Annotated in this window: 22 protein-coding genes; 18 read left to right on the forward strand and 4 right to left on the reverse strand. The window is 67.2% G+C overall.

From position 1 onward, the window contains the following. Positions 1-47: 47 nt before the first annotated feature. On the reverse strand, positions 48-1,664 hold the full coding sequence (locus ACFFU4_RS08725; RefSeq protein WP_377069136.1) for a Y-family DNA polymerase: 1,617 nt from the start codon (positions 1,662-1,664) through the stop codon (positions 48-50). 156 nt (positions 1,665-1,820) lie between these two features. Here ACFFU4_RS08725 and yghU point away from each other — a divergent pair, with 156 nt between their 5' ends. Both yghU and ACFFU4_RS08735 read left to right on the forward strand, forming a co-directional pair. Beyond that, positions 1,821-2,690, forward strand: coding sequence for a glutathione-dependent disulfide-bond oxidoreductase (gene yghU, locus ACFFU4_RS08730; RefSeq protein ID WP_377069139.1), 870 nt, complete (start codon positions 1,821-1,823; stop codon positions 2,688-2,690). A gap of 53 nt (positions 2,691-2,743) precedes the next feature. Beyond that, positions 2,744-3,460: an NYN domain-containing protein gene (locus ACFFU4_RS08735; protein ID WP_377069141.1), complete on the forward strand. Its 717-nt coding sequence runs from the start codon at positions 2,744-2,746 to the stop codon at positions 3,458-3,460. A gap of 428 nt (positions 3,461-3,888) precedes the next feature. On the opposite strand, the gene ACFFU4_RS08740 is transcribed toward ACFFU4_RS08735, so the two are convergent. After that, complete coding sequence (locus ACFFU4_RS08740; RefSeq protein ID WP_377069143.1) at positions 3,889-4,968, reverse strand: CaiB/BaiF CoA transferase family protein; 1,080 nt, start codon at positions 4,966-4,968, stop codon at positions 3,889-3,891. Between the two features lie 96 nt (positions 4,969-5,064). On the opposite strand from ACFFU4_RS08740, the gene ACFFU4_RS08745 reads away from it, so the two are divergent. Beyond that, positions 5,065-5,589 (forward strand): SRPBCC family protein, encoded by a 525-nt coding sequence (locus tag ACFFU4_RS08745; protein ID WP_377069145.1) that lies wholly within the window; start codon positions 5,065-5,067, stop codon positions 5,587-5,589. Between the two features lie 10 nt (positions 5,590-5,599). Here the strand turns inward: ACFFU4_RS08745 and ACFFU4_RS08750 are convergent, their stop codons facing one another. Continuing rightward, positions 5,600-6,229, reverse strand: a complete 630-nt coding sequence (locus ACFFU4_RS08750) for an SGNH/GDSL hydrolase family protein (protein ID WP_377069147.1) — start codon at positions 6,227-6,229, stop codon at positions 5,600-5,602. Positions 6,230-6,535: 306 nt separating this feature from the next. Here ACFFU4_RS08750 and ACFFU4_RS08755 point away from each other — a divergent pair, with 306 nt between their 5' ends. The 15 genes from ACFFU4_RS08755 to ACFFU4_RS08825 all read left to right on the forward strand — a co-directional run bounded on the left by ACFFU4_RS08755 (position 6,536) and on the right by ACFFU4_RS08825 (position 19,813). Continuing rightward, positions 6,536-7,465, forward strand: coding sequence for an ABC transporter ATP-binding protein (locus ACFFU4_RS08755; protein WP_377069149.1), 930 nt, complete (start codon positions 6,536-6,538; stop codon positions 7,463-7,465). Continuing rightward, a complete protein-coding gene (locus ACFFU4_RS08760; protein ID WP_377069151.1) occupies positions 7,462-8,223 on the forward strand; it encodes an ABC transporter permease in 762 nt (253 codons plus the stop codon). Before ACFFU4_RS08755 ends, ACFFU4_RS08760 begins: the two co-directional genes overlap by 4 nt. Before the next feature lie 87 nt (positions 8,224-8,310). Then, entirely contained in the window at positions 8,311-9,108 is a 798-nt protein-coding gene (locus ACFFU4_RS08765) for a S49 family peptidase (RefSeq protein ID WP_377069153.1), read from the forward strand. 1 nt (position 9,109) lies between these two features. Then, positions 9,110-9,280: a hypothetical protein gene (locus ACFFU4_RS08770; RefSeq protein ID WP_377069155.1), complete on the forward strand. Its 171-nt coding sequence runs from the start codon at positions 9,110-9,112 to the stop codon at positions 9,278-9,280. Next, positions 9,277-10,242, forward strand: a complete 966-nt coding sequence (locus tag ACFFU4_RS08775) for a calcium/sodium antiporter (RefSeq protein WP_377069157.1) — start codon at positions 9,277-9,279, stop codon at positions 10,240-10,242. Before ACFFU4_RS08770 ends, ACFFU4_RS08775 begins: the two co-directional genes overlap by 4 nt. Positions 10,243-10,255: 13 nt before the next feature. Continuing rightward, positions 10,256-11,035, forward strand: a complete 780-nt coding sequence (locus ACFFU4_RS08780; protein WP_377069159.1) for an SDR family oxidoreductase — start codon at positions 10,256-10,258, stop codon at positions 11,033-11,035. A gap of 295 nt (positions 11,036-11,330) precedes the next feature. Continuing rightward, complete coding sequence (gene uvrC / locus ACFFU4_RS08785; RefSeq protein ID WP_377069161.1) at positions 11,331-13,196, forward strand: excinuclease ABC subunit UvrC; 1,866 nt, start codon at positions 11,331-11,333, stop codon at positions 13,194-13,196. A 79-nt stretch (positions 13,197-13,275) separates the two neighbouring features. Beyond that, on the forward strand, positions 13,276-13,953 hold the full coding sequence (locus tag ACFFU4_RS08790) for a TetR/AcrR family transcriptional regulator (RefSeq protein ID WP_377069163.1): 678 nt from the start codon (positions 13,276-13,278) through the stop codon (positions 13,951-13,953). Then, positions 13,950-15,254: a phenylacetate--CoA ligase family protein gene (locus tag ACFFU4_RS08795; protein WP_377069165.1), complete on the forward strand. Its 1,305-nt coding sequence runs from the start codon at positions 13,950-13,952 to the stop codon at positions 15,252-15,254. The genes ACFFU4_RS08790 and ACFFU4_RS08795 overlap by 4 nt, the downstream gene beginning before the upstream one ends. Further along, positions 15,251-16,012 (forward strand): enoyl-CoA hydratase/isomerase family protein, encoded by a 762-nt coding sequence (locus ACFFU4_RS08800; protein ID WP_377069167.1) that lies wholly within the window; start codon positions 15,251-15,253, stop codon positions 16,010-16,012. Before ACFFU4_RS08795 ends, ACFFU4_RS08800 begins: the two co-directional genes overlap by 4 nt. Positions 16,013-16,060: 48 nt before the next feature. After that, positions 16,061-16,726 carry a CDP-diacylglycerol--glycerol-3-phosphate 3-phosphatidyltransferase gene (gene pgsA, locus ACFFU4_RS08805; RefSeq protein WP_377069169.1) on the forward strand — a complete coding sequence of 222 codons (666 nt, stop codon included), beginning with the start codon at positions 16,061-16,063 and terminating at the stop codon, positions 16,724-16,726. Further along, the gene (gene moaD, locus ACFFU4_RS08810) at positions 16,726-16,971 is read left to right on the forward strand and encodes a molybdopterin converting factor subunit 1 (RefSeq protein WP_377069171.1); all 246 of its coding nucleotides are present in this window, start codon (positions 16,726-16,728) and stop codon (positions 16,969-16,971) included. The genes pgsA and moaD overlap by 1 nt, the downstream gene beginning before the upstream one ends. A 4-nt stretch (positions 16,972-16,975) precedes the next feature. Next, a complete protein-coding gene (locus ACFFU4_RS08815; protein ID WP_377069173.1) occupies positions 16,976-17,416 on the forward strand; it encodes a molybdenum cofactor biosynthesis protein MoaE in 441 nt (146 codons plus the stop codon). A gap of 69 nt (positions 17,417-17,485) precedes the next feature. Beyond that, the gene (locus tag ACFFU4_RS08820; RefSeq protein WP_377069175.1) at positions 17,486-19,171 is read left to right on the forward strand and encodes a thiamine pyrophosphate-binding protein; all 1,686 of its coding nucleotides are present in this window, start codon (positions 17,486-17,488) and stop codon (positions 19,169-19,171) included. A 102-nt stretch (positions 19,172-19,273) separates the two neighbouring features. Beyond that, on the forward strand, positions 19,274-19,813 hold the full coding sequence (locus ACFFU4_RS08825; protein WP_377069177.1) for an NADPH-dependent FMN reductase: 540 nt from the start codon (positions 19,274-19,276) through the stop codon (positions 19,811-19,813). A 100-nt stretch (positions 19,814-19,913) separates the two neighbouring features. Here the strand turns inward: ACFFU4_RS08825 and ACFFU4_RS08830 are convergent, their stop codons facing one another. Further along, positions 19,914-21,557 carry an ABC transporter substrate-binding protein gene (locus ACFFU4_RS08830; RefSeq protein WP_377069179.1) on the reverse strand — a complete coding sequence of 548 codons (1,644 nt, stop codon included), beginning with the start codon at positions 21,555-21,557 and terminating at the stop codon, positions 19,914-19,916. Positions 21,558-21,588 lie beyond the last annotated feature (31 nt).

A 21,588-nucleotide genomic window follows, 5' to 3' on the forward strand; every position in this document is an offset into this window, starting at 1 on the left:
GTCCAGCACCAACGCTTCGCGCGTTGCCTGAGTGTTGGCGGGACGTCTCAGGCAAACCGCCCATGGCAGAACCATCCCCCCGAGAGCGCCGCGCCATGCGCCTGAAAGAGCCACAGCCGCTCGCCGCGCGTGGTCAGCACCTGCCAGTAATCGCGCAGGCCCGTGCGCCATTCGGGATCGTCGAGCCACCATTCCGGGGCGATCCGCTCGGGGCCGATGGCATGGGCCGTCTCGTGCCGCCGCCCGCGCCAGCGAAACGCCGCGCAGGGCCGCCCCCCCGCCTGCGGCGTGACCGGCTCTGGCCGCCAGAGCATGAGGGGGCGGGGATGGTCCGGTCGCGGCCAGGGCGCGGCGGCGGGCCCGGACCAGGCGGCGGCGAGGATGAGCGCGGTCTTGCCCGGAATGCGGCTCTCGGCGGGGTGGCGGCGGGTGATCGCATCGAGCCCGACGCGCGCCCCAAGACGGGTGAGCAGATCGGCCAGCGCGTCGCCGCGCGCCGTCGCCTGCCCCGCCCCGCGCATCTGCTCGGCGACGATACGCTCGGTCTGCAGCGCATTGAGGCGCAGCATGTCGATGCCGAAGCCCGCGTCGATCCGCTCCAGCCGGGTCGCCAGCAACGCCAGCATCGCGTCCGCATCGCGCATGGGCCGCGCCAGCCGCAGATCCACCGCCTGCATCCCGCCATCGGTGCCGCGCGCCTCGAATCGCAGGGCGCGCGCGCCCTCGCCGCGCTCGGAGAGCCGCGCGCAGAGCCGCGCCAGCAGCCGCGCGGCCCCCTCGCGCAGGTCATCCATCAGGCCGATCGGCTCGGGCAGGCTCAGTCGTGCCGCCAGCGGCTGCGGTGGCGCGCTGGCCGAGAGCGGCTCGGGCACAGCACCCAACGCCTGGTCGAGCCGCCGCATCAGCACCGGTCCGAAGCGCCGCCCCAGCGCCGCGCGCGGCTGCCCCGCCAGATCGCCGATCCGCCGCAGCCCCAGCCGCCCGAGGTCGTCGGCCAGCCCCTCGGGCAGGCGCAGCGCCGCCACCGGCAGGGGGCCGAGCACGGTGTGCACATGCCCCGGCGGTGCGATGGTCAGCGGCGCGCGCGCGCCCGGCGCCGCCCTGCCCTGCCCCGGCCCGCGCCGGGCGGCGCGGGCGCGGGTGGCGCGGGCCTCCTGTTCGATGGCGTCGCCCGAGCGCCCCGGTGCCGCGCCATGGCCCGCGAACCGTGCCAGCGCCCAGGCCGCGCCGGGCGTGTCGGCGATGGCGCAGCGCGCCGAGAGGCCGAGGCCCGCGGCCTCGTCCACCACCGCCGCGCCCAGAGCCGCCTCGCCGCCGAAAAGATGCGCGCAGCCGGTGATGTCGAGCATCAGCCCCGCCGCCCCGTCACAGGCCACCAGCGGCGAGAACCGGTCCGCCCAACGCGCCAGCGCCCGCAGAAACGCCGCCTCGGCGGCGGGTTCCTGCGCGGCGCTGCGCAGGTCGGGGCACATCGCCTGCGCCTCGCGCAGCGGCTGACCGGGCACCAGCCCCGCCGCCTCGGCCGCGGCGGAGAGCGCCGACAGCACCTGCCGCGGCCCGTCCTCGGCCACCACGGCAAACGGCCCCGCCGCGCCCGCGCGGCGCGTCAGGCGCTCGGCCCCCAGCCGGGGGAACCAGACGGAGAGGATGCGGCGGGCGGGCATGGCAGCAGCTTGTTCCTGTTATGTTCCATTCTAGGTCTCGCCGCCCGCAGAGTCGAGCCCGCCCCGCGCAGGCGCACAGCCCCCTGTGCGGCGTTTTCGATTGCAGGGACGCACAGCGTGCCTAGGTTCGTGGGCAACCAAGCGAAGGAGACGGCGATGACCGACGACACCTATACCCCGCCCGAAGTCTGGACATGGGAGAGCGCCTCCGGCGGACAGTTCGCCTCGATCAACCGGCCCATTGCCGGGGCGACCCATGACAAGGACTTGCCGGTCGGAGAACATCCCTTTCAGCTCTATTCGCTGGCCACGCCCAACGGCGTCAAGGTGACGGTGATGTTCGAGGAGTTGCTCGCCGCCGGGCACGACGCGGAATACGACGCGTGGAAGATCGACATCGGCGAGGGCGAGCAGTTCGGCAGCGGTTTCGTGGCGATCAACCCCAACTCCAAGATCCCGGCGCTGGTGGACCGCACCGGTGACGCGCCGCTGCGGGTGTTCGAGAGCGGCGCGATCCTGATGCACCTGGCGGAAAAGTTCGGCGCGTTCCTGCCCGGGCACGGCCCGGCGCGCACCGAGGTGATCAACTGGCTGATGTGGCAGATGGGCAGCGCGCCCTATCTTGGCGGCGGGTTCGGCCATTTCTACGCCTACGCGCCCGAGAAGATGCAATACCCCATCGACCGCTTCGCGATGGAGGCCAAGCGCCAGCTTGACGTGCTCAACCGCGAGCTTGCGGACAAGCCCTTCATCGCCGGCGACGAGTTCACCATCGCCGACATGGCGATCTGGCCGTGGTACGGACAATTGTGTCTCGACCGGCTCTATGGCGCGGGCACCTTCCTCGACGTTGCCAGCTACAGGAACGTGATGGCCTGGGCCGAAAAGATCGACGCCCGCCCTGCCGTGCAGCGCGGCCGCAAGGTCAACCGCAGCTTCGGCGAGCCGCATATGCAACTGCACGAGCGGCATTCGGCCGAGGATTTCGAGACGCAAACGCAGGACAAGATCGGCGAGGACGCCTGAGCGCTTTCGCCGCCGCGCAGGATCGGGCATGAAGGGGCAAAAGGAGCCGCTTCATGCCCAACCGCGACACCAAACTCCTCGCCGTTCTGATCGACGCCGACAACGTTCCCGCCAAATATGCCGATGCCATCCTGCGCGAGGTCACGAGCTATGGCGAGCCGGGGCTGCGCCGTGTCTATGGCGACTGGTCGAGTCAGCAGCTTTCGGGCTGGACCAGGACGGCACAGGATCTCGGCCTCGTCCAGCACCAGCAGACCGCCAACACCAAGGGCAAGAACGCCAGCGATATCGGGCTGGTGATCGACGCCATGGACATCCTGCACGCGGGCCATTTCGACGGCTTCGTGCTGGTCTCGTCCGATAGCGATTTCACCCGGCTGGCCAGCCGCATCCGCGAGCAGGGGCTGACGGTGATCGGCATCGGCGAGGCCAAGGCGCCCGACGCGCTCAAGAACGCGTGCAACCGGTTCGTCGCGATCGAGAACATCTACGAGGAGAGCGACACGCCGCGCAGCGCCCCCAAGGCCAAGCTCGACAGCCGTCACATCGCCGATGCGCGGCGGCTGATCTTCGACGCGATGGAAAAGATCGACAGCGACGACGAGTGGTATCCGCTGGGCCGGATCGGCCAGCAAATCCAGGCCGACAAGCCCGATTTCGACACCCGCACCTATGGCAAGAAGAAGCTGAGCGACCTCATCAAGGAGCTCAAGGTGTTCGAGACCAAACCCGGCTCGGGCAACCAGCTATTGGTGCGGCGGGTGGATTGAGACGCGCGGCTAAAGGCTGATTGTGCTGAAAAAGTCGGCGTCTCGCCGAAGGCAGGCGCACGCGCAGAACACCTTACTTCAAACCGGGTCTTTCATAAGTAGTGCATTCAGATCGCGGCATTTCGGGAACAAAGTTCCGAGATTTGGCGGCAATTTTTCCGTTGTGGAGTTTTTCAACAGAATCGGCCTGAAGGGGACTTTCAGGGTCACGCCCCGCGCGGGACAAGGCGTGCTTGCACGCCGCCGCGCGATCGCCAGCCCACCCCTCGGGCTGGCGATTGGGTGACGCTGGCGCAAAGCTCTCATTTCTCTCGGAATTTGCGAGATAAAGCGCGGCAGACCAATCGCCGGATCGCCAACCCGTGGGCTGGCGCCCGCGCGGCTCATCGCCCGGAGACCACAACGTCTCCTCCAGGCCACACCCTGCCTCACATCCCCAGTTCAGCCCTGATCGCCGCGCTGTCCGCACCGCGCACGGGCGGGTCCATGATCCGTGACGCGCCCCCGTCAAAACGGGGGGCAGGCGTGGGAGCAAGGCTGTCTTCCTCGCCCTGCCAGACCCCGCGCGCCGCCATGTGCGGATCGCTTGTCGCCTCGTCGGGGCGCAGCACCGGAGCAACGCAGGCATCGGAGCCGGCAAAGAGCCGCGCCCAGTGCTCACGCGGCTCTGCGGCGAAAATTCCGGCCAGCACCTCGGCCTGCGCAGGCCATTGCGCGGGGTCGTTCTGGTCGGCAAAGCGAGGATCGTCGGCCAGCCCCAGCCGGTCGAGGAACGCGGCGTAAAATTGCGGCTCGAGGCACTGCACCGAGAGCCAGCCGCCGCAGGCGCAGGCATAGACGCGGCTCCAGTGCGGGCCATCCAGCAGGCTGCCCCCACGCTCCATCGACAGGTTGCCCGAGGGCATCATCGACATCAGCAGCGCCATCATGTGCGCCGAGCCGTCGACGATGGCGGCATCCACCACGGTGCCCTGCCCGGTGCGCACGGCCTGCACCAGCCCCGCGAGCAGCCCCGCCACGAGGTAGAGCGCGCCGCCGCCCACATCGCCCAGCATCGTCGGCGGCGTCACCGGCGGCGTACCGGGGGCGCCCGCGTACCACAGCGCGCCGGAGGTTGCGAGGTAGTTGAGGTCATGCCCGGCCTGATGCTTGCGCGGCCCGTCCTGCCCCCAGCCGGTCATCCGACCGTAGACAAGGCGCGGGTTGGCGGCGCGCATCTCGTCGGGCCCCAGCCCCATCCGCTCCATCACGCCGGGGCGATAACCCTCGATCAGCGCATCGGACCGGGCCACCAGCGCGCGCGCCACGGCGATGTCGCCCGCGTCCTTGAGGTCGAGCACGATAGACCGCTTGCCCCGGTCGAGCAGATTGCGCCCCCCCGTGACCGGGCTGCCCGCCCCGGGGCGGTGGATCACCACCACCTCGGCCCCCATCTCCGCGAGCATCATCGCGGCAAAAGGCGCGGGCCCCAGCCCCTCGAATTCGACCACGCGCAGCCCCGTCAGCATCGCCGTCCCTCCATCTCGCCTTTGCGATCCTAAGACGTCTTTGCCCCGGTGCGCCACCGGGTTACGCTACCCCGAGCAAACGGAGGAGGGACCAGCATGAAGATGTCCAACAGCCGCGATATCGCCGCCGACCGCGCGACGGTGTGGGCGGCCCTGCTCAGCCCCGAGGCGCTGAAGGAATGTGTGCCCGGCGCGCAGGAGGTGACCGGCACGCCCGAGGACGGGTTTGAGGCCGTGGTCGTGCAGAAGGTCGGCCCGGTGAAGGCCACCTTCAAGGGTTCGGTGACGCTCACCGACATGGTCGAGCCCGAGAGCCTGACGCTGAGCGGTGCCGGCAAGGGCGGCACGGCCGGCCATGCCAAGGGCAGCGCGGCGGTGCGGCTCGAGGAGATCGAAGGCGGCACGCGGCTGCATTACGATGTCGAGGCCAGCGTCGGCGGCAAGCTCGCGCAGCTTGGCAGTCGCATCGTCGACGGCTTTGCCAAGAGGATGGCCGACCAGTTCTTTGCCCGGCTCGAAGCGGCGGTTGTCCCCCCCGAGGAGGACACCCCGGAGGCGGAAACCGACGCGGCGGATGGCGAGACCCCGAAAAAAGGCTGGTTCCGCCGCATGATGGGCTGAGGCAGCGGCCTCAGTTTGCGGCACCGGCGTTGCGCGATACCAGCGACGCGCCCGATTCGGCGGCGATCACGCGCGCGATGCGGCGGGCGATGGCGCGGCTGCCCCTGAACGAAGGATGGATGCGGTCCACCGCGTGATAGCTGAGATCGCCATGCGGGACCATGTCGGCCAGCGGCAGGAAATGCACCCCCGCGTCCAGCCCCGCCAACCGCGCAAGCCGCGCGTCGAGCGTGTCGCCCTCGTCGGCGCAATGCTCGATCGGCGAGCCGTTGCCGGGCGTGCGCATATAGCCCACGAGCAGCACCTGCGCACCGTCCTGCCGCGCCCGCGAGGCGAGGCCGGGGATCACGCCGCGGCGCCCGTCCCCGGAGATCATCCGGTCCATCCTGCGCTCGCAGCGGTTGCAGCCGCAACCGAACCACAGGTCGTTGCCGCCGCCGCCCATCACCACCCAGTCCCAGTCGCCGCGGCGGTACTGCCTGGTGATGTTCAGCCCCAGCGCGCCGGAAATCGGCAGCCGGTAGAAGTAGCGCGCACCGCCCGTGGAATTGTCCACGAGGTATGCGTCGAGCGCGGCGCGAAGCCGCGTGCCGACAGAGCCGCCCGCCAGCTTGTGCATGGCGAAGAGCGAATCACCCATCATGAGGATTCGCGGTCCGTCTTGCCCAACGGCCCGGGCGGGCATCATCGGCAGGGCAGCAAGTATGAAAAGAACGGTCAGGACACGTGTGAACATCACACCCCTCTGAATGGCGTTACACCCCGACCCGAAGGAACATTAACAGATCGCGACGGGGCTGTGACCACAAGAATGCCGCTCCTCCCGCTGCACAGACTGTTTCCGGCATCCGGCCTGCGCATCAGCGCACAGGACACAGGCCGCCTGCACCGCTTGCAGCCGGGCACCATCCGTCTAGGTTGCTTCGCAAGCCGGAAGGGGACAGCAATGGCAGCTATCGTCGAGGTCGAGAACCTCACCAAGACCTACAAGGGCGGCTTCACCGCGCTGGGAGGCGTATCGCTCGCCATCGAGCGGGGCGAAATCCTCGCGCTGCTCGGCCCCAACGGCGCGGGCAAGACGACCCTCATCTCGGCGCTGTGCGGAATCACCACACCCTCGGGCGGGCAGGCGCGCATCGGCGGGCACGACATCGCGCGCGACTGGCGCAAGGCGCGCCACCTCGTGGGTCTGGTGCCGCAGGAGGTGGCGCTCGAACCGTTCGAGAAGGTCATCAACACGGTCCGGTTCTCGCGTGGCCTGTTCGGAAAGGGGCGCGACGATGCGCTGGTCGAGCGCGTGCTGAGGCAGCTCTCGCTGTGGGACAAGCGGCACGCACGCACGCGCGAGCTGTCGGGCGGGATGAAGCGCCGGGTGCTCATCGCCAAGGCGCTCTGCCACGAGCCGCAAGTGCTGTTCCTCGACGAGCCGACGGCGGGGGTCGATGTCGAGCTGCGCCGCGACATGTGGGAGGTGGTGCGCGGGCTGAAGGAAAGCGGCGTCACCATCATCCTGACCACCCATTACATCGAGGAGGCCGAGGCGATGGCCGACCGCGTCGCCGTCATCAACGGCGGCGAGATCCTGCTGGTCGAGGACAAGGCCGCGCTGATGCGGCGGATGGGGCGCAAGACCTTGCGCATCGACCTCGCCTGTCCGGTGACGGAGGTGCCCGAAGCACTCGCGGGCTACGATCTCGAACGGATCGAGGACGGCGCGGCGCTGCTCTATCATTACGACACGCGCGGCGACGGTACCGGCATCACGCGGCTCTTGCAGGCGCTGGCGCGCGAGGGGCTGTCCTTGCGCGATATCGAAACGCGGCAGAGCAGCCTTGAAGAGATTTTCGTGGATCTCGTGCGGGAGGGCGCGGCATGAACCTGCACGCCATATGGGCCATCTATGTCTACGAGATGAAGCGGTTCTTCCGCACCATCTTCGAGTCGCTACTGTCGCCGGTGATCTCCACCACGCTCTATTTCGTTGTGTTCGGCGCGGCGATCGGCGGCCGCATCGAAGAAGTCGAGGGGGTGAGCTATGGCGCGTTCATCGTGCCGGGGCTGATCATGCTCTCGGTGATGACGCAGGCCATTTCCAACGCCTCATTCGGCATCTATTTCCCGAAATTCATCGGCACGATCTACGAGCTTCTGTCGGCGCCGGTGAACTTTCTCGAAATCGTGATCGGCTATGTCGGCGCGGCGGCGACCAAGTCGCTGCTGATTGGGGCGGTGATCCTTGTGACCGCACGCCTGTTCGTGGAGATCGACATTCAGCACCCCGGCATGATGCTGGCCTTCCTCGTGATGATCTGTATCAGCTTTGCGCTTTTTGGCTTCATCATCGGCATCTGGTCGGAAAATTTTCAGCAATTGCAGCTCATTCCGCTGCTGGTCATCACGCCGCTGGTGTTCCTTGGGGGGGCGTTCTACTCGGTCTCGATGCTGCCGCCCGCGTGGCAGGTGGCGACGTTGTTCAACCCGGTGGTCTATCTGATCTCGGGGTTTCGCTGGTCGTTCTTCGGGGTGGCGGATGTCAGCCCGGGGCTGAGCCTGCTGGCGGTGGTGGTGTTCTTCGCGCTGTGCCTCGGGGCGGTCTGGGCGATCTTCCGCACCGGCTATCGCATCAAGTCCTGAGCGCGGGGTGATGCTTTACCGCACCATCACGGCACGGCGGCACGTGCCGCCTTGTTTGTCCTGTCCGTGCACTCTACATCGGGCGACATGAGAATTCGCATCCCCTTTCTCAGGCAGCGGCCGCGGGTGGCGGTCATCCGCCTCGCGGGCGTCATCGGATCGGGGCCGCGCGCGGCCCTGAGCGACGAGGCGCTGGGTCCCGTCATCGAAAAGGCATTCCGCCGCGGCAAGCCTGCGGCGGTCGCGCTGGAGATCAATTCGCCCGGCGGCTCGCCGGTGCAGTCCTCGCTGATCGCGGCGCGCATCCGGCGGCTGGCCGGGGAAAAGGACATCCCCGTCCATGCCTTTGTCGAGGATGTGGCGGCTTCGGGCGGCTACTGGCTGGCAGCGGCGGCGGACGATATCCGCGTCGATCACGCCTCGGTCCTGGGCTCCATCGGGGTGATCTCGGCGGGGTTCGGGGCGGACGTTTTCCTCAAGCGGCAGGGGCTGGAGCGGCGGGTGTATACCGCCGGCAAATCCAAGAGCACGCTCGACCCGTTCCTGCCGGAAAAGCCAGAGGACGTGGCCCGGCTCAAGACCGTTCTCGACGATATCCACACCGCCTTCATCACCCATGTGAAAGACCGCCGCGGCGACCGGCTCGCCGACTCGCCGGACCTTTTCTCGGGCGAGTTCTGGCTGGGCGGCAAGGCGATCGAGCTCGGCCTCGCCGACGGGTTCGGCCATGTGGTGCCGCGCATGAAGGAGGTCTATGGCGACAAGGTCAGGCTGGTGCGTTACGGGCGCCGGCGGGGGTTCCTGTCGCGCTTTGGCGCGCATGTCGCCGACGACGCGATGGCCGCGCTCGAGGACCGTGCGCATTACGCCCGGTTCGGGCTTTGACATGATCGTCAAGATCGTCCTTCTGTTTCTTGTGGGGATTGCCGTGCTGGCAATGTTCGGGCGGTTGCGCTTTCCCGGGCAGAAACGGCTGGAGGCCGCGAAATGCCGCAAATGCGGGCGGTTCCGGATCGGCAAGGGGCCCTGCGCCTGCGAAAAGGGCCCGCGCAAATGATGCCGTGGATCATGGTGGGTCTCGGGCTCGTCATCCTGCTGCTGGCGGGCGATGCGCTGGTCAAGGGTGCCGTCAACCTGTCGCTGCGCGTCGGCATACCCGCCCTGATCGTCAGCCTGACGGTGGTCGCCTTCGGCACCTCGGCGCCGGAACTGCTGATTTCCGTCAACGCCGTGCTGGCGGGCAAGCCGGGGCTGGCGCTTGGCAACGTGGTGGGCTCGAATACCGCTAACGTGCTTCTGGTGCTCGGCATTCCGGCACTCATCGCAGTGATGCACACGAGCGCCTGCGACTGCAAGCGCGCCTATTTCCAGATGCTGGCGGCGAGCGTTCTGTTCATCGCGCTGGCGTTTCGCGGCGCGTTCGACTGGATCGCCGGGCTGATCCTGCTCGGGGCGTTGGGGCTGATGCTGGCGGACGCGTTCCGCAACGCCGTCACGCACCGGCGCGAGGCCGCCGCCGCCGCTGCACTGCTGACGGATGACGCGGAGGAGGTCGAGGGTGCGGACCCTGACATGCCGTGGTGGCAGATCATCTCCTTCCTCGTGCTGGGCCTGGTGGGGCTGCCGCTCGGGGCCGACATCCTGGTGGACAACGCATCGATCCTCGCCATCCGCTACGGGGTGAGCGAGGCGGCGATCGGGCTGACGCTGGTGGCGCTGGGCACCTCGCTGCCGGAACTGGCGACCACGGTGATGGCCGCGATCCGGCGGCAGGCGGACGTGGCGCTCGGCAACGTGATCGGGTCGAACATGTTCAACCTGCTCGCCATAATCGGCATCACCGCGCTGGTGGGCGAGGTGCCCGTGAATCGCGAATTCCTCGTGTTCGACCTGTGGGTGATGCTTGCCGCGTCGCTGCTGCTCATCCCGTTCGTGATCCTGTGCCGGGATATCAGCCGGCTCTGGGGGATCGTGTTGACAGCCGCCTATGCGGGCTATGTCACTGTCGTACTGGTTTGAACGGGGGCTGGGCATGACACGGGCGCTGGTGACGGGAGCGGGCAAGCGGCTTGGCCGGGCGATGGCGCTGGAACTGGCGCGGCAGGGGCATGACGTGGCGGTGCATTACGCCACCTCAGCCGAGGCGGCCGAGGCCGTGGCTGCCGAGATACGCGACATGGGGCGGCAAGCGGTGGCGCTGCGCGCCGACCTGCTGGACGAGCGCCAGGTGACGCCGCTGGTGGACCGCGCGGCAGAGGCGCTCGGCGGCCCGGTCCTGACATTGATCAACAATGCCTCGATCTTCGAATATGACACCCTCGCCACCGCCACGCGCGAAAGCTGGGACCGGCACATGGAGAGCAACCTGCGTGCGCCCTTCGTGCTGATGCAGGAGATGGCCCGGGGTGTCCCCGATCCGCACACGGATGCGGCAGGCGAGCCGCGCGCGCGCGGTCTCGTCGTCAACATGATCGACCAGCGCGTGCGCAAGCTCACGCCCGACTTCATGACCTACACCATCGCCAAGATGGGGCTGTGGGCGCTGACGCGCACCGCAGCGCAGGCGCTTGCGCCCTGCGTCCGCGTCAACGCCATCGGCCCTGGCCCCACACTGCGGGGTCATCGCCAGAGCGCGGATCATTTCGCCCGCCAGCGCGCGGCGACGGTGCTGAGCCGCGGGGCCGGCGCGGATGACATCACCGCCGCGCTGGCCTATCTGCTTCACGCGCGGTCCGTGACCGGGCAACTCATCTGCGTGGATGGCGGCCAGCATCTTGGCTGGCGGACACCGGATGTGCTGGGTCCCGAGTGAAATCGTGAGCCTGAACTGGAGTTTTGCACTGGTCATGCTTCCTTCACGTAGGCGTTACAGAAAGCCCAATGTTTTCAATAATCTGCTCGGGGATTATAAATTTACTAAGCGATATCAGCATGTTGACTAATTGCCTAAAAAAGTGGCATTCCGGTGAAGCCAGCCGGATCAAAAGGATTTTTCCCCCCGCCCAAAATTTGTCTCCAGGCTTATCCACAGGAATCGTGGACAGCTTCTCCCTTGCCCAGCGCCGGAGAACATTGCAGGCAACCGCGGGAATCATATCCTGTCCACGATGACCGACACCGATCCAACACCACCCGCCACCGGCCCCGACGTGATTCGCGGCTACCTGCGCACGCTCGACGCCTCGCCCGGCGTCTACCGCATGCTCGATGCGCAGGCGCGGGTGCTGTACGTGGGCAAGGCGCGCAATCTGCGGGCGCGGGTATCGAGCTATGCGCGGCCCACCGGGCACACCGCGCGGATCGCACGGATGATCTCGGAAACCGCGTCGATGATGTTCCTCACCACGGCGACCGAGACCGAGGCGCTGCTGCTCGAACAGAACCTGATCAAGCAGTTAAAGCCGCGCTACAACGTGCTCTTGCGCGACGACAAGAGCTTCCCCAACATCCTCGTGACGTCGCATGACTATCCGATGATCAAGAAGCATCGCGGGGCCAAACGCGACAAGGGCAGCTATTACGGCCCCTTCGCCAGCGCCGGCGCGGTCAACCGCACGCTGGCGCAGTTGCAGCGTGTCTTTCAACTGCGCAACTGCAACGACACCATGTTCGAAAGCCGCACGCGCCCCTGCCTGCAATACCAGATCAAGCGCTGCACCGCGCCCTGCGTCGGCAAGATCTCCAAGGCCGAGTATGCCACACAGGTGCGCGACGCCGAACGCTACCTTTCGGGCCGCTCCACCGAGATACAGGAGAAGCTGGCTACTGAGATGTCAGAGGCCGCCGAGGCCATGGAATACGAACGCGCCGCCGCCTTGCGCGACCGGATCAAGGCGCTGACACAGGTACAGACCGCGCAGGGCATCAACCCGCGCACGGTGACAGAGGCCGACGTGATCGCGCTGCATCTCGACAAGGGTCAGGCCTGCGTGCAGGTGTTCTTCATCCGCGCCGGGCAGAACTGGGGCAACCGCGATTTCTATCCGCGGGTCGGTGCGGATGTGGAAGAGCCCGAGGTGCTGGAGGCGTTTGTCGGGCAGTTCTACGACGGCAAGGAGCCGCCCCGCGCGCTGATCCTGTCGCATGACATCGAGAGCGCTGACCTGATGCAACAGGCGCTGTCGGAAAAGCTGGGCCGCAAGGTCACGCTCACCGTGCCCCTGCGCGGGGAAAAGGCGGAACTGATAGACGCCGCCCTGCGCAACGCCCGCGAGAGCCTCGCCCGCAAGATGGCCGAGAGCGCGACCCAAGGAAAACTGCTCAAAGGCTTGGCCGAGGCATTCGATCTGCCCGAGCCACCGCAGCGGATCGAGGTCTATGACAACAGCCACATCCAGGGCACCAACGCCGTCGGCGCGATGATCGTGGCGGGGCCCGAGGGGATGATGAAAAATCATTATCGCAAGTTCAACATCAAGGGCGATGACCTGACCCCCGGCGATGATTTCGGCATGATGAAAGAGGTGCTGACCCGTCGCTTCAAACGCCTTCTGAAAGAAGACCCGGACCGCAGCCACGGCCAATGGCCCGACCTTTTGCTGATCGACGGCGGCACGGGACAGGTGAGCGCGGTGGCGGGGATCATGCGCGAGATGGGGGTCGAGGATATCCCGATGGTCGGCGTCGCCAAGGGCGTGGACCGCGACCACGGCAAGGAAGAGTTTCATCGCGTGGGCAAGCGGCCCATGGCGCTGCGCCGGGGTGATCCGGTGCTCTATTTCATCCAGCGCCTGCGCGACGAGGCGCACCGCTTCGCGATTGGCACGCACCGCGCCAAACGCGCCAAATCCATCTCCGCCACCCCACTCGACGAGGTGCCCGGCGTCGGTGCTGCCCGCAAGCGCGCGCTGCTCGCGCATTTCGGCAGTGCCAAGGCTGTGAGCCGCGCGAACCTCGCCGATCTCAAGGCGGTGGAGGGCGTGTCGGACCGGCTGGCGCAGAAGCTCTACGATTTCTTTCACGATCGGGGTTAAAGCCCTCCCCTGCGATCCGGCGGGTTGACAGGGTGAAGAAAATTACTGAATATGAATTCAGTTTCATATTGAGTCACCGATGCCCCCTGCTACATTGCCCCACCCCGCACCGCACGATGCCCACAGCTATCCGCAGGCTCTCACCGCTGAGGCCGAGGGCCTGCCCAAGGGTCAGCGCACGGCGCAGGCGATTCGCATCGCCGCCTGTCACCTGCTGGAACAGAGCGCGCCGCAGGATCTGACCATCGCCGCCATCTGTGGGCGCGCGGGCGTGGCCAACGGCACTTTCTACCTCTACTTCCCCGATCAGGCGCAGCTTCTCGATGACCTGTTGCAGGGCTTCGCCAGCTTCCTGCAAACCCGCATGATCCAGGCGGGCCACAGCCAGCCCGACCACCCGATGCGCGCCGCGACCGAAGCCTATGTGCACCTCTTCGAGGCCAATCGCGGGCTGATGAAATGCCTGGTCCACCATCTCGACGCATTTCCGGCGGCGCGCGCGGCCTTTCACCGGCTCAACCGAGACTGGATCGCCACCGTGGTCGAGGCCACCCGCCGCCGCCACGCCCGCGACGGGCGTGACACGCTGCCCGAGGACGAACTTACCCGCCGCGCCTATGCGCTCGGGGGAATGACCGATCACTACCTCTCAAGCCTCCACCTCTCGCGCGAGCCGGGGCTGGTATCGGTCTCTTCCGACCGCGCGGCGGTGATCGCAACGCTCACCACCCTTTGGGAACGGGGATTGCAACCATGATGCTGCTCGATCAGGCCGAATTCGCCAGCCACGACCGCCTGCGCGCCCATCAGGCCGCTGCCTGGGCCAGACAGGGCGATTACGTCGCACGCCACTCAGCCTTTTACCGCGATCTGTGGCAGGGCGCGGTCCCGCCCGCCGATCTGGCGAATCTACCCGCCCTGCCCCTCTCGGACAAATCGCAACTGCGCGTGGCGCAGGCCGATCATCCGCCCTTCGGGCATTACATGGCCGCCCAGCGACGCGACGCGGTGCGACTGCACCGCACCTCCGGCACCACCGGACAGGCGATGAACCTCGCGCTTTCGGCGCGTGACTGCGCGGTGACCGAGACGGTGGGCGGACGCTGCCAGTCCGCCGCAGGGCTGACCCCCGATCACACGGTCGTCCACTGCCTGAATTACCAGATGTGGATGGGCGGGCTGACCGATCACATGACGCTTCAGGCCACCGGCGCGCTGGTGGTGCCCTTCGGCGTCGGCTCCACCGAGTTGCTGGTGCGCACCATCCGCGAAGTGGGAATCACCGCGATTTCCTGCACACCGTCCTATCCGGCGGTGCTGGAGCGCGTCATCGCCGACCGTTTCCCCGACCTGACCCCTCGCGACCTTGGCCTGAAACTGGGGCTATTCGGCGGCGAGGCCGGGCTTGACGATCCAGCCTTCCGCACCCGCCTGCAAGAGGTCTGGGGCATGGAGCCGCGCAACGCCAATTACGGCGTCTCGGACGTGTTCTGCAACTTCGCGGCGCAATGCGAGCATGACACGCGGCTGCATTTCATGGGGGCCGACGTGCTCTGGCCCGAACTGATCGAGCCCGAGACGGGCAGCCCCCTGTCCCTCGCCGCAGGCCAGACCGGCGAACTTGTGCTTACCCACCTCGTGCGCGACTGTCAGCCTCTGGTGCGCTTTCGCAGTGGCGACATCATCACCGTGGACGAAACCGCGCCCTGCACTTGCGGGCGCACCGGCTTTCGCTTTCGCGTGGTGGGACGCTCGGATGACATGGTCGTTGTGCGCGGACTCAACCTGTTTCCCACAATGGTCGCCGCCGTGCTCAACCGGTATCCAACGCTCTCGGGCGATTACCGCATTCCGCTCGACACGCCCCCTCCCTATGACAACCTGCCGGTCACGGCGGAGCTGGCCAAGGGGCGCGATGCCGCCCCGGGGCTGGCAGAGGAGATCGCACAGGCGATCAAGCGCGACCTCGGGGCGACCGCCCGGGTGACACTGGTGCCGCATGGCACCTTTCCCCTGACCGAGGGCAAGACCCGACGTGTTCAAAGGACTTACTCATGACCGATTTCACCTACGCAACCGTGCTCAGCGCATTGCACGAGGGGGCCGTGCGCCGCATTACCCTCAACCGTCCCGACCGGCTCAACGCGATGAACCGGACGCTGATCGACGATGTGACCCGCGCCTTTGACGACGCCAATGCCGACCCGGAGACCCGCGCCATCGTGCTGACCGGCGCGGGCAAGGCATTCTGCGCGGGCGACGATCGGCAGGATCATGTCCACCCTGCTTCCGAAGAAGAGGCGCGCGATCTGGTGCTGGCGATCCAGCGCGCGACGCATGCGATCACATTCGGGCCGAAACCCGTGGTCGGCGCGATCAACGGCTGGGCCGTGGGCGGCGGCTTTGAATGGGCGATCAACTGCGATTTCCCGATCTGGGCCAAGAGCGCGCGCGGCTTTTTCCCCGAAGTCTCGCTCAACCTGTTCGTAACCGGCGGGGTGACGGCGCTGCTGCCCGCGCTTATCGGGTTGGTCAAGGCACGCGAAATGCTCTTCTTCGGCGACCGTTACGATGCCGCGACGCTGCACGAGATGGGGCTGGCGTGGAGCACCGCGCCCGACGGTGATCTGCTCAACACCGCCCACGCCACCGCCCGCCGCCTCGCCGACCTGCCGCCGCTCTCGGTGCGGGCGATGAAGCGCGTGCTCAACGCCACCGCCACCCCCGACCTGCGCCGCGCCATGGACCTCGAGACCGAGGCCACGATCGCGGGGTTCATGGACCCCGAGACCACCCGACGTCTGCGCGACTTTTAGGGTCCGACTGCGCTTTCCCTTGCCAATCGGTCAGGCTAGAACGGTGACATGTCATGGAACGTGCCCAATATCCTGACCGTGCTCCGGCTGCTCGCTGCGCCGGGCGTCGCGGTCATGTTCCTCTACTTCAACCGCCCCTATGCCGACTGGTTCGCACTGCTCCTGTTCATCAGCGCGGCGCTCACCGACTGGATCGACGGTCATCTCGCGCGGAGCTGGAAGCAGGTGACCAAGATCGGCACCATGCTCGATCCCATCGCCGACAAGGCGATGGTGGTGATCGCGCTGATGGTAATCGTGGGCTATTCGTCGATGTCGCCCTGGCTGGTGCTGCCCGCCACGGTGATCCTGTTTCGCGAGGTGTTTGTCTCGGGGCTGCGCGAATATCTCGGCGATACGGCGGGTACGCTCAAGGTCACGGAACTGGCCAAGTGGAAGACCACGGCGCAGATGATCGCCATCGCGGTGCTGTTCGCGCAGGGCGTGTTCGAGCATTATTTCGGCATGTCGGTGTTTGGCATGGACGACGCGCTCGTGCGCGACATCCTCGCCGGGCGGACGGAGGACCTGCACGGGCTGTGGTGGAAATATCGCGGCATGGTCTGGTCCGGGCATGCGGGACTGTGGCTTCTGTGGCTCGCCGCGGGGCTTACCCTCATCACCGGGGCGGACTACTTTCTCAAGTCGGTACCGCATCTGAAGGATAATCGCTGATGGATGTGCTCTATTTCGCATGGGTGCGCGAACGCATCGGCCACCCCAAGGATCGCGTCGAGACGCGCGCCGCCACGGTGCGCGATCTCGTCGAGGAACTGCGCGCGCGCGAGGATCGCTATGCCGCCGCCTTCGCCAATCTGTCGGCGCTGCGCGTGGCGGTGGATCAGGAGCTGAGCGACTTCGACGCGCCGCTCGGCGATGCGCGCGAGGTGGCATTCTTTCCGCCGATGACCGGGGGCTGACCCGATGGACATCCGCGTGCAGGAGGCCCCGTTCGATCTGGGCGCAGAGGCCAACACCTTTGCCGGGCGGCAGGCGGGGATGGGCGCGGTCGTCACCTTTACCGGCATCGTGCGTGATCTCGACGGCGGGCTCGACGCCATGGAGATCGAGCATTACCCTGGAATGACCGAAAAGGCACTGGCGGGGATCGCCGACGAGGCGATGCGCCGCTGGCAGGTGGGCGACGTGCTGATCCTGCACCGCTACGGGCGGCTGACCGCCGATGACCTCATCATGATGGTGGCCACCGCGTCGCGCCACCGCGCCGATGCCTTTCAGGCCGCCGAATTCCTCATGGATTACCTCAAGTCCCGTGCGCCTTTCTGGAAAAAGGAGGTGACGGACGCGGGCGAAGGCTGGGTCGCCGCCCGCGACGAGGACGAGGACGCGCTCACCCGCTGGTAGCCCCTTGCCAATGCCCGGGCGCGCGGGCAGTGTCGCCCGCGTTCCGGCAAGATGGAGAGGGAGAGCGGCATGACCGACAACAGGCGCACGGGCGGGCAGCTTCTGGTGGACTGCCTCGAGGCCCTTGGCGCAAGGCACAGTTTCGGCGTGCCGGGCGAAAGCTATCTCGCGGTGCTCGACGCGCTGCATGATACGGTGGGCCGCCTCGATTTCACCCTCTGCCGGCAGGAGGGGGGCGCGGCCTTCATGGCCGCAGCCTATGGCAAGCTCACCGGCACGCCTGGCATTTGCTGGGTCACCCGCGGGCCGGGGGCCACGAATGCCTCGATCGGCGTGCACACGGCGATGCAGGACAGCGTGCCGATGATCCTCTTTGTCGGGCAGGTGGGCACCGGCATGAAGGGGCGCGAGGCGTTCCAGGAACTGGATTACCGCGCCGTCTTTGGCACGATGGCGAAATGGGCGGTCGAGATCGACGACGCCGACCGCATCCCAGAGATCGTGGCGCGGGCGTGGAAGACCGCCCTTGTGGGCCGCCCCGGCCCGGTGGTGGTGGCGCTGCCCGAGGATATGCTCACCAGCCTCACCGCCGCCGCGCCGCTCAGCGGGCCGGGCCACTACCCCGAGCCCTGCCCGCCCGCCGGGGCGGTGGCAGAGGCGCGCGAGATGCTGGCCGGGGCCAGGCACCCGGTGATCCTCTATGGCGGCTGCAACTGGACAGATGATGGCCGCGCGGCGCTGCAATCGTTTGCCGAGGGCTCGGATATCCCGGTGGTGTCGGTGTTCCGCTACCAGGACCGGTTCGACAACCATTCGCCGGTGTTCTGCGGCGAGGCCGGGGTGGGCATGGTGCCGCATGTGCGCGCGCTGCTGACCGGGGCGGACGTGATCCTTGCCGTGAATGCCCGCTTTGGCGAGAACTCGACTGACGGCTACACCGCGCTCGACGTGCCGCGGCCCGTGCAGCGGCTGATCCATGTGCACGGCTCCGACCTGGAACTGGGCAAGGTCTATCAACCCGCCCTCGGCATCCAGGCAGGCCCCAACGCCTTTGCCACGGCGCTGGCCGAGGCAGGGCCGGTGCGCGGCGCATGGAACGAGTGGCGCTCGCAGGCGCGCGCGGCGTGGGAGGCGGCGTTCGATCTGCCCGCCCTGCCCTCGCCGGTAGACATGGGCCGCGTCACCGCCCATCTGCGCGAGGTGCTGCCCGAGGATGCGATCATCACCAACGGCGCGGGCAATTTCGCCATCTGGTCAGGCCGATTCCTGAAATACGGGGCCGACATGCGCCTGCTGGGGCCGCAATCCGGGGCGATGGGATACGGCATCCCCGCCGCTATCGCCGCGCGGGTTGCGCATCCCGACCGCCGTGTCGTCTGTTTCGCCGGTGACGGCGATTTCCAGATGACCTGCCAGGAATTGGCCACAGCCGCGCAGGCGGGCGCGCAGCCGGTGATCCTCGTGCTCGACAATGGCACCTACGGCACCATCCGCGCCCATCAGGAGCGTAATTACCCGGGCCGCGTGTCGGGCACCGACATGGTCAACCCCGATTTCGCGGCGCTCGCCCGCGCCTATGGCTTTCACGGCGAACGGGTGGAGACGACCGGGGATTTCGCCCCCGCCTTCGCCCGTGCCTGCGCCTCGCCCACCGGTGCGGTGCTCGCGCTCGCCATTTCGCCCGAGGCACTGACGCCGCGCGTGACGCTGAGCCAGATGCGCGCGGCGGGGTTCAAGGCGCAGGCAGGGAAATGATCCCTCGGCACTGCACAGGGGATGTGCGGCGGGCGGGCGTTGCCAAGCGGACGGATGTGCCCCAGATATCGGGGCAACCGAGATAGAAAGAAAAGGTGCGACATGGCTGATCCGAAACTGTTGATCCTGTCGGGATCGCTGCGCAAAGGGTCCTATAACCGGATGCTTCTGGCGCTGGCCGCCGAGGCGTTCGGCCCTGCAGAGGTGACCGACGGCGATCTTCACCTGCCGCTCTATGATGGCGATCTCGAAGAGGCCGAGGGCGTGCCGGAGAAGGTGCAGACGCTCGCCGCCCAGATCAAGGACACCGATGCCATCGTGGTTGGCGCGCCGGAATACAACAAGGGGATCACTGGTGTGCTCAAGAACGCGATCGACTGGGTGAGCCGCGTCCCGGGCAGCGCATTCAAGGACAAGCCGACGGTCGTGATCTCGGCCTCGGCTGGGCGCACGGGCGGCGAGACGTCGCAATTCATGACGATGTCATGCCTCACGCAAATGCAGGCGCGGCTCATCCCCGGCACCGCCGTGCTGATCGCAGGGGCGATGAACGCCTTCGACGAGGATGGGCAACTCAAGGACGAGACATCGCGGAAACTGCTTGTGCAGCGGATGGAGAAGCTGCGCGCCGAGGTGGCATAAGACCCGGCACAGACGACCCGCCCTATAGGCCGGAACGCGATCGGGCCGCCCCGGGATGGGGCGGCCCGACTGCTTTTCACGCATGCTCACGCATGCACGCTTATGCGTCGAGCCAGACCCGCTCGAAATGCATCTCGCGGAACTGGTGCGCGTTCACATTCTGGACCCGGTCGGTGTGGTGCAGCGCCTGGTTGCGCCAGAACGGCTGGATGATCACGCCGTTCGCCTGGAGGATCGTCTGAAGCTTGGCGGAATAGGCGCGCCGCTTGTCGGCGTCGAACACGCCCAGCGCCTCTTCCAGCGTCGCGTCGAATTCCGGGTCGGAATGGCCGCTCTCGTTCCACGCCTCGCCGGTGCGATAGGCCAGCGCCAGCACCTGCACACCCAGCGGGCGCGGCCCCCAGTTGGTGGTCGAGAACGGGTATTTCGTCCAGTCGTTCCAGAACGTATTGCCCGGCATCACCGTGCGCTTGACGTTGAAACCCGCCTGCCGAAGCTGCGCGCCGATGGCGTCGGTGGTGGTGGTGCGCCAGTCGCCGTCGATCGAGATGATGTCGATTTCGGTCTCGGCATGGCCTGCGGCCTTGGCCATCTCGATGGCCTTTTCCGGATCGGGTGCGATCTTGGGCAGTTCGGCATATTCCGGGTGGAACGGAGCGACGTGGTGGTTCTCCGCCGGAATCCCCTCGTTGTTGATCGAGATGGCGAGCAGCACCTCGTTGTCGCAGGCAAGCTGGATCGCGTTGCGCAACTCCTTGCTGTCATAGGGCGGCGTGTCCATCCGCATCCGCGCGACGATGGTGTTGGCGGTGGGCTTGGACTGCTTGACGAGGCCCAGCGCATCGTAGGACTCGATCATGTCGGCGGTGGATTCGTCGTTGATGTCGATCTCGCCACCGTCGAAGGCCGCCACGATCGAGGCGTTGTCGGTGCCGAAATCGATGAAGCGCACGCCGTCGAGATAGGGCTCGCCGCCCCACCATTTGCCGTCCTCGCGGCGCTTGACCTCGGCCATGGTGCCGATCTCGATCGAGACAAGCTCGAACGGGCCGGTGCCGATGGGGGCCTTGGCCAGATCGCTGTCGTCGCCGTGGCTGCGGTGCACGCAGAGCGCGGGATAGTCGGACATGCCTGCGATGAGCGTGATGTCGGGGCGCGGCAGGTTGAGCTGAACGGTGAAGTCGTCCACCTTCTCGATCGCACCGTCGAGCGCCTTGCCGGTGTCGGGGTCGATCAGGGTCGCCATCCGCGCGGCCATCGAGTTGCCTTCGACCCCCTTGTCGCACCAGCGATTGAGGTTGTGGATCACGTCATCGGCGTTGAACTGGTCGCCGTTGTTCCACACGGCATTGCGCCGCACGTTGAGCACGTAGGTCTGCGCGTCGTCGCTGACCTCCCAGCCCTCCAGCAGCATCGGCTGAAAGCTGTAATCGGGGGCCCAGCGCACCATCGGCTCGCAGAACTGGCGGCTGATATTGCCCGGCTCGGTCCAGGCGAACTTGCGCGGATCGGCGATCTCGAGCACGCGGGAGGCCACGCGCAGCACGCCCCCCTTCTTGCCTTCCTGCGCCTGCGCCGGCGTGGGCGCGGCCATCCCGAGAAGGCCGTAGGCGGCCGCCGAGGACGCCCCGAATGTCGAGGCGAGCGCGATGAACTCGCGGCGGGCCATGCGACCGGCGCGAGTTTCCTCGGCCAGCTTGCGTACGACGGTGCGCACGTTTTCCTGTGGTTTCAAGTGGGTCATGTCATTCCTCCGTGTTGGCCTCTGACCGGAT

The sequence above is a fragment of the Roseovarius ramblicola genome (genome assembly GCF_042430665.1).
GTDB classification, from domain to species: domain Bacteria; phylum Pseudomonadota; class Alphaproteobacteria; order Rhodobacterales; family Rhodobacteraceae; genus Roseovarius; species Roseovarius ramblicola.

What these genes read in the sequence shown, in the direction of transcription:
- ACFFU4_RS08740 (WP_377069143.1), bottom strand. Translation starts at nt 4,968, where the DNA reads ATGCTGACGGGGCTGCGCGTGGTCGAATTCGAGGGGCTGGGGCCCGCG.
- uvrC (WP_377069161.1), top strand. Translation starts at nt 11,331, where the DNA reads ATGACCGACACCGATCCAACACCACCCGCCACCGGCCCCGACGTGATT.
- ACFFU4_RS08825 (WP_377069177.1), top strand. Translation starts at nt 19,274, where the DNA reads ATGGCTGATCCGAAACTGTTGATCCTGTCGGGATCGCTGCGCAAAGGG.
- pgsA (WP_377069169.1), top strand. Translation starts at nt 16,061, where the DNA reads ATGTCATGGAACGTGCCCAATATCCTGACCGTGCTCCGGCTGCTCGCT.
- ACFFU4_RS08795 (WP_377069165.1), top strand. Translation starts at nt 13,950, where the DNA reads ATGATGCTGCTCGATCAGGCCGAATTCGCCAGCCACGACCGCCTGCGC.
- ACFFU4_RS08745 (WP_377069145.1), top strand. Translation starts at nt 5,065, where the DNA reads ATGAAGATGTCCAACAGCCGCGATATCGCCGCCGACCGCGCGACGGTG.
- ACFFU4_RS08820 (WP_377069175.1), top strand. Translation starts at nt 17,486, where the DNA reads ATGACCGACAACAGGCGCACGGGCGGGCAGCTTCTGGTGGACTGCCTC.
- ACFFU4_RS08750 (WP_377069147.1), bottom strand. Translation starts at nt 6,229, where the DNA reads ATGGGTGATTCGCTCTTCGCCATGCACAAGCTGGCGGGCGGCTCTGTC.
- ACFFU4_RS08725 (WP_377069136.1), bottom strand. Translation starts at nt 1,664, where the DNA reads ATGCCCGCCCGCCGCATCCTCTCCGTCTGGTTCCCCCGGCTGGGGGCC.
- ACFFU4_RS08780 (WP_377069159.1), top strand. Translation starts at nt 10,256, where the DNA reads ATGACACGGGCGCTGGTGACGGGAGCGGGCAAGCGGCTTGGCCGGGCG.
- ACFFU4_RS08775 (WP_377069157.1), top strand. Translation starts at nt 9,277, where the DNA reads ATGATGCCGTGGATCATGGTGGGTCTCGGGCTCGTCATCCTGCTGCTG.
- ACFFU4_RS08765 (WP_377069153.1), top strand. Translation starts at nt 8,311, where the DNA reads ATGAGAATTCGCATCCCCTTTCTCAGGCAGCGGCCGCGGGTGGCGGTC.
- ACFFU4_RS08735 (WP_377069141.1), top strand. Translation starts at nt 2,744, where the DNA reads ATGCCCAACCGCGACACCAAACTCCTCGCCGTTCTGATCGACGCCGAC.
- yghU (WP_377069139.1), top strand. Translation starts at nt 1,821, where the DNA reads ATGACCGACGACACCTATACCCCGCCCGAAGTCTGGACATGGGAGAGC.
- ACFFU4_RS08815 (WP_377069173.1), top strand. Translation starts at nt 16,976, where the DNA reads ATGGACATCCGCGTGCAGGAGGCCCCGTTCGATCTGGGCGCAGAGGCC.
- ACFFU4_RS08770 (WP_377069155.1), top strand. Translation starts at nt 9,110, where the DNA reads ATGATCGTCAAGATCGTCCTTCTGTTTCTTGTGGGGATTGCCGTGCTG.
- ACFFU4_RS08790 (WP_377069163.1), top strand. Translation starts at nt 13,276, where the DNA reads ATGCCCCCTGCTACATTGCCCCACCCCGCACCGCACGATGCCCACAGC.
- ACFFU4_RS08760 (WP_377069151.1), top strand. Translation starts at nt 7,462, where the DNA reads ATGAACCTGCACGCCATATGGGCCATCTATGTCTACGAGATGAAGCGG.
- ACFFU4_RS08800 (WP_377069167.1), top strand. Translation starts at nt 15,251, where the DNA reads ATGACCGATTTCACCTACGCAACCGTGCTCAGCGCATTGCACGAGGGG.
- ACFFU4_RS08830 (WP_377069179.1), bottom strand. Translation starts at nt 21,557, where the DNA reads ATGACCCACTTGAAACCACAGGAAAACGTGCGCACCGTCGTACGCAAG.
- moaD (WP_377069171.1), top strand. Translation starts at nt 16,726, where the DNA reads ATGGATGTGCTCTATTTCGCATGGGTGCGCGAACGCATCGGCCACCCC.
- ACFFU4_RS08755 (WP_377069149.1), top strand. Translation starts at nt 6,536, where the DNA reads ATGGCAGCTATCGTCGAGGTCGAGAACCTCACCAAGACCTACAAGGGC.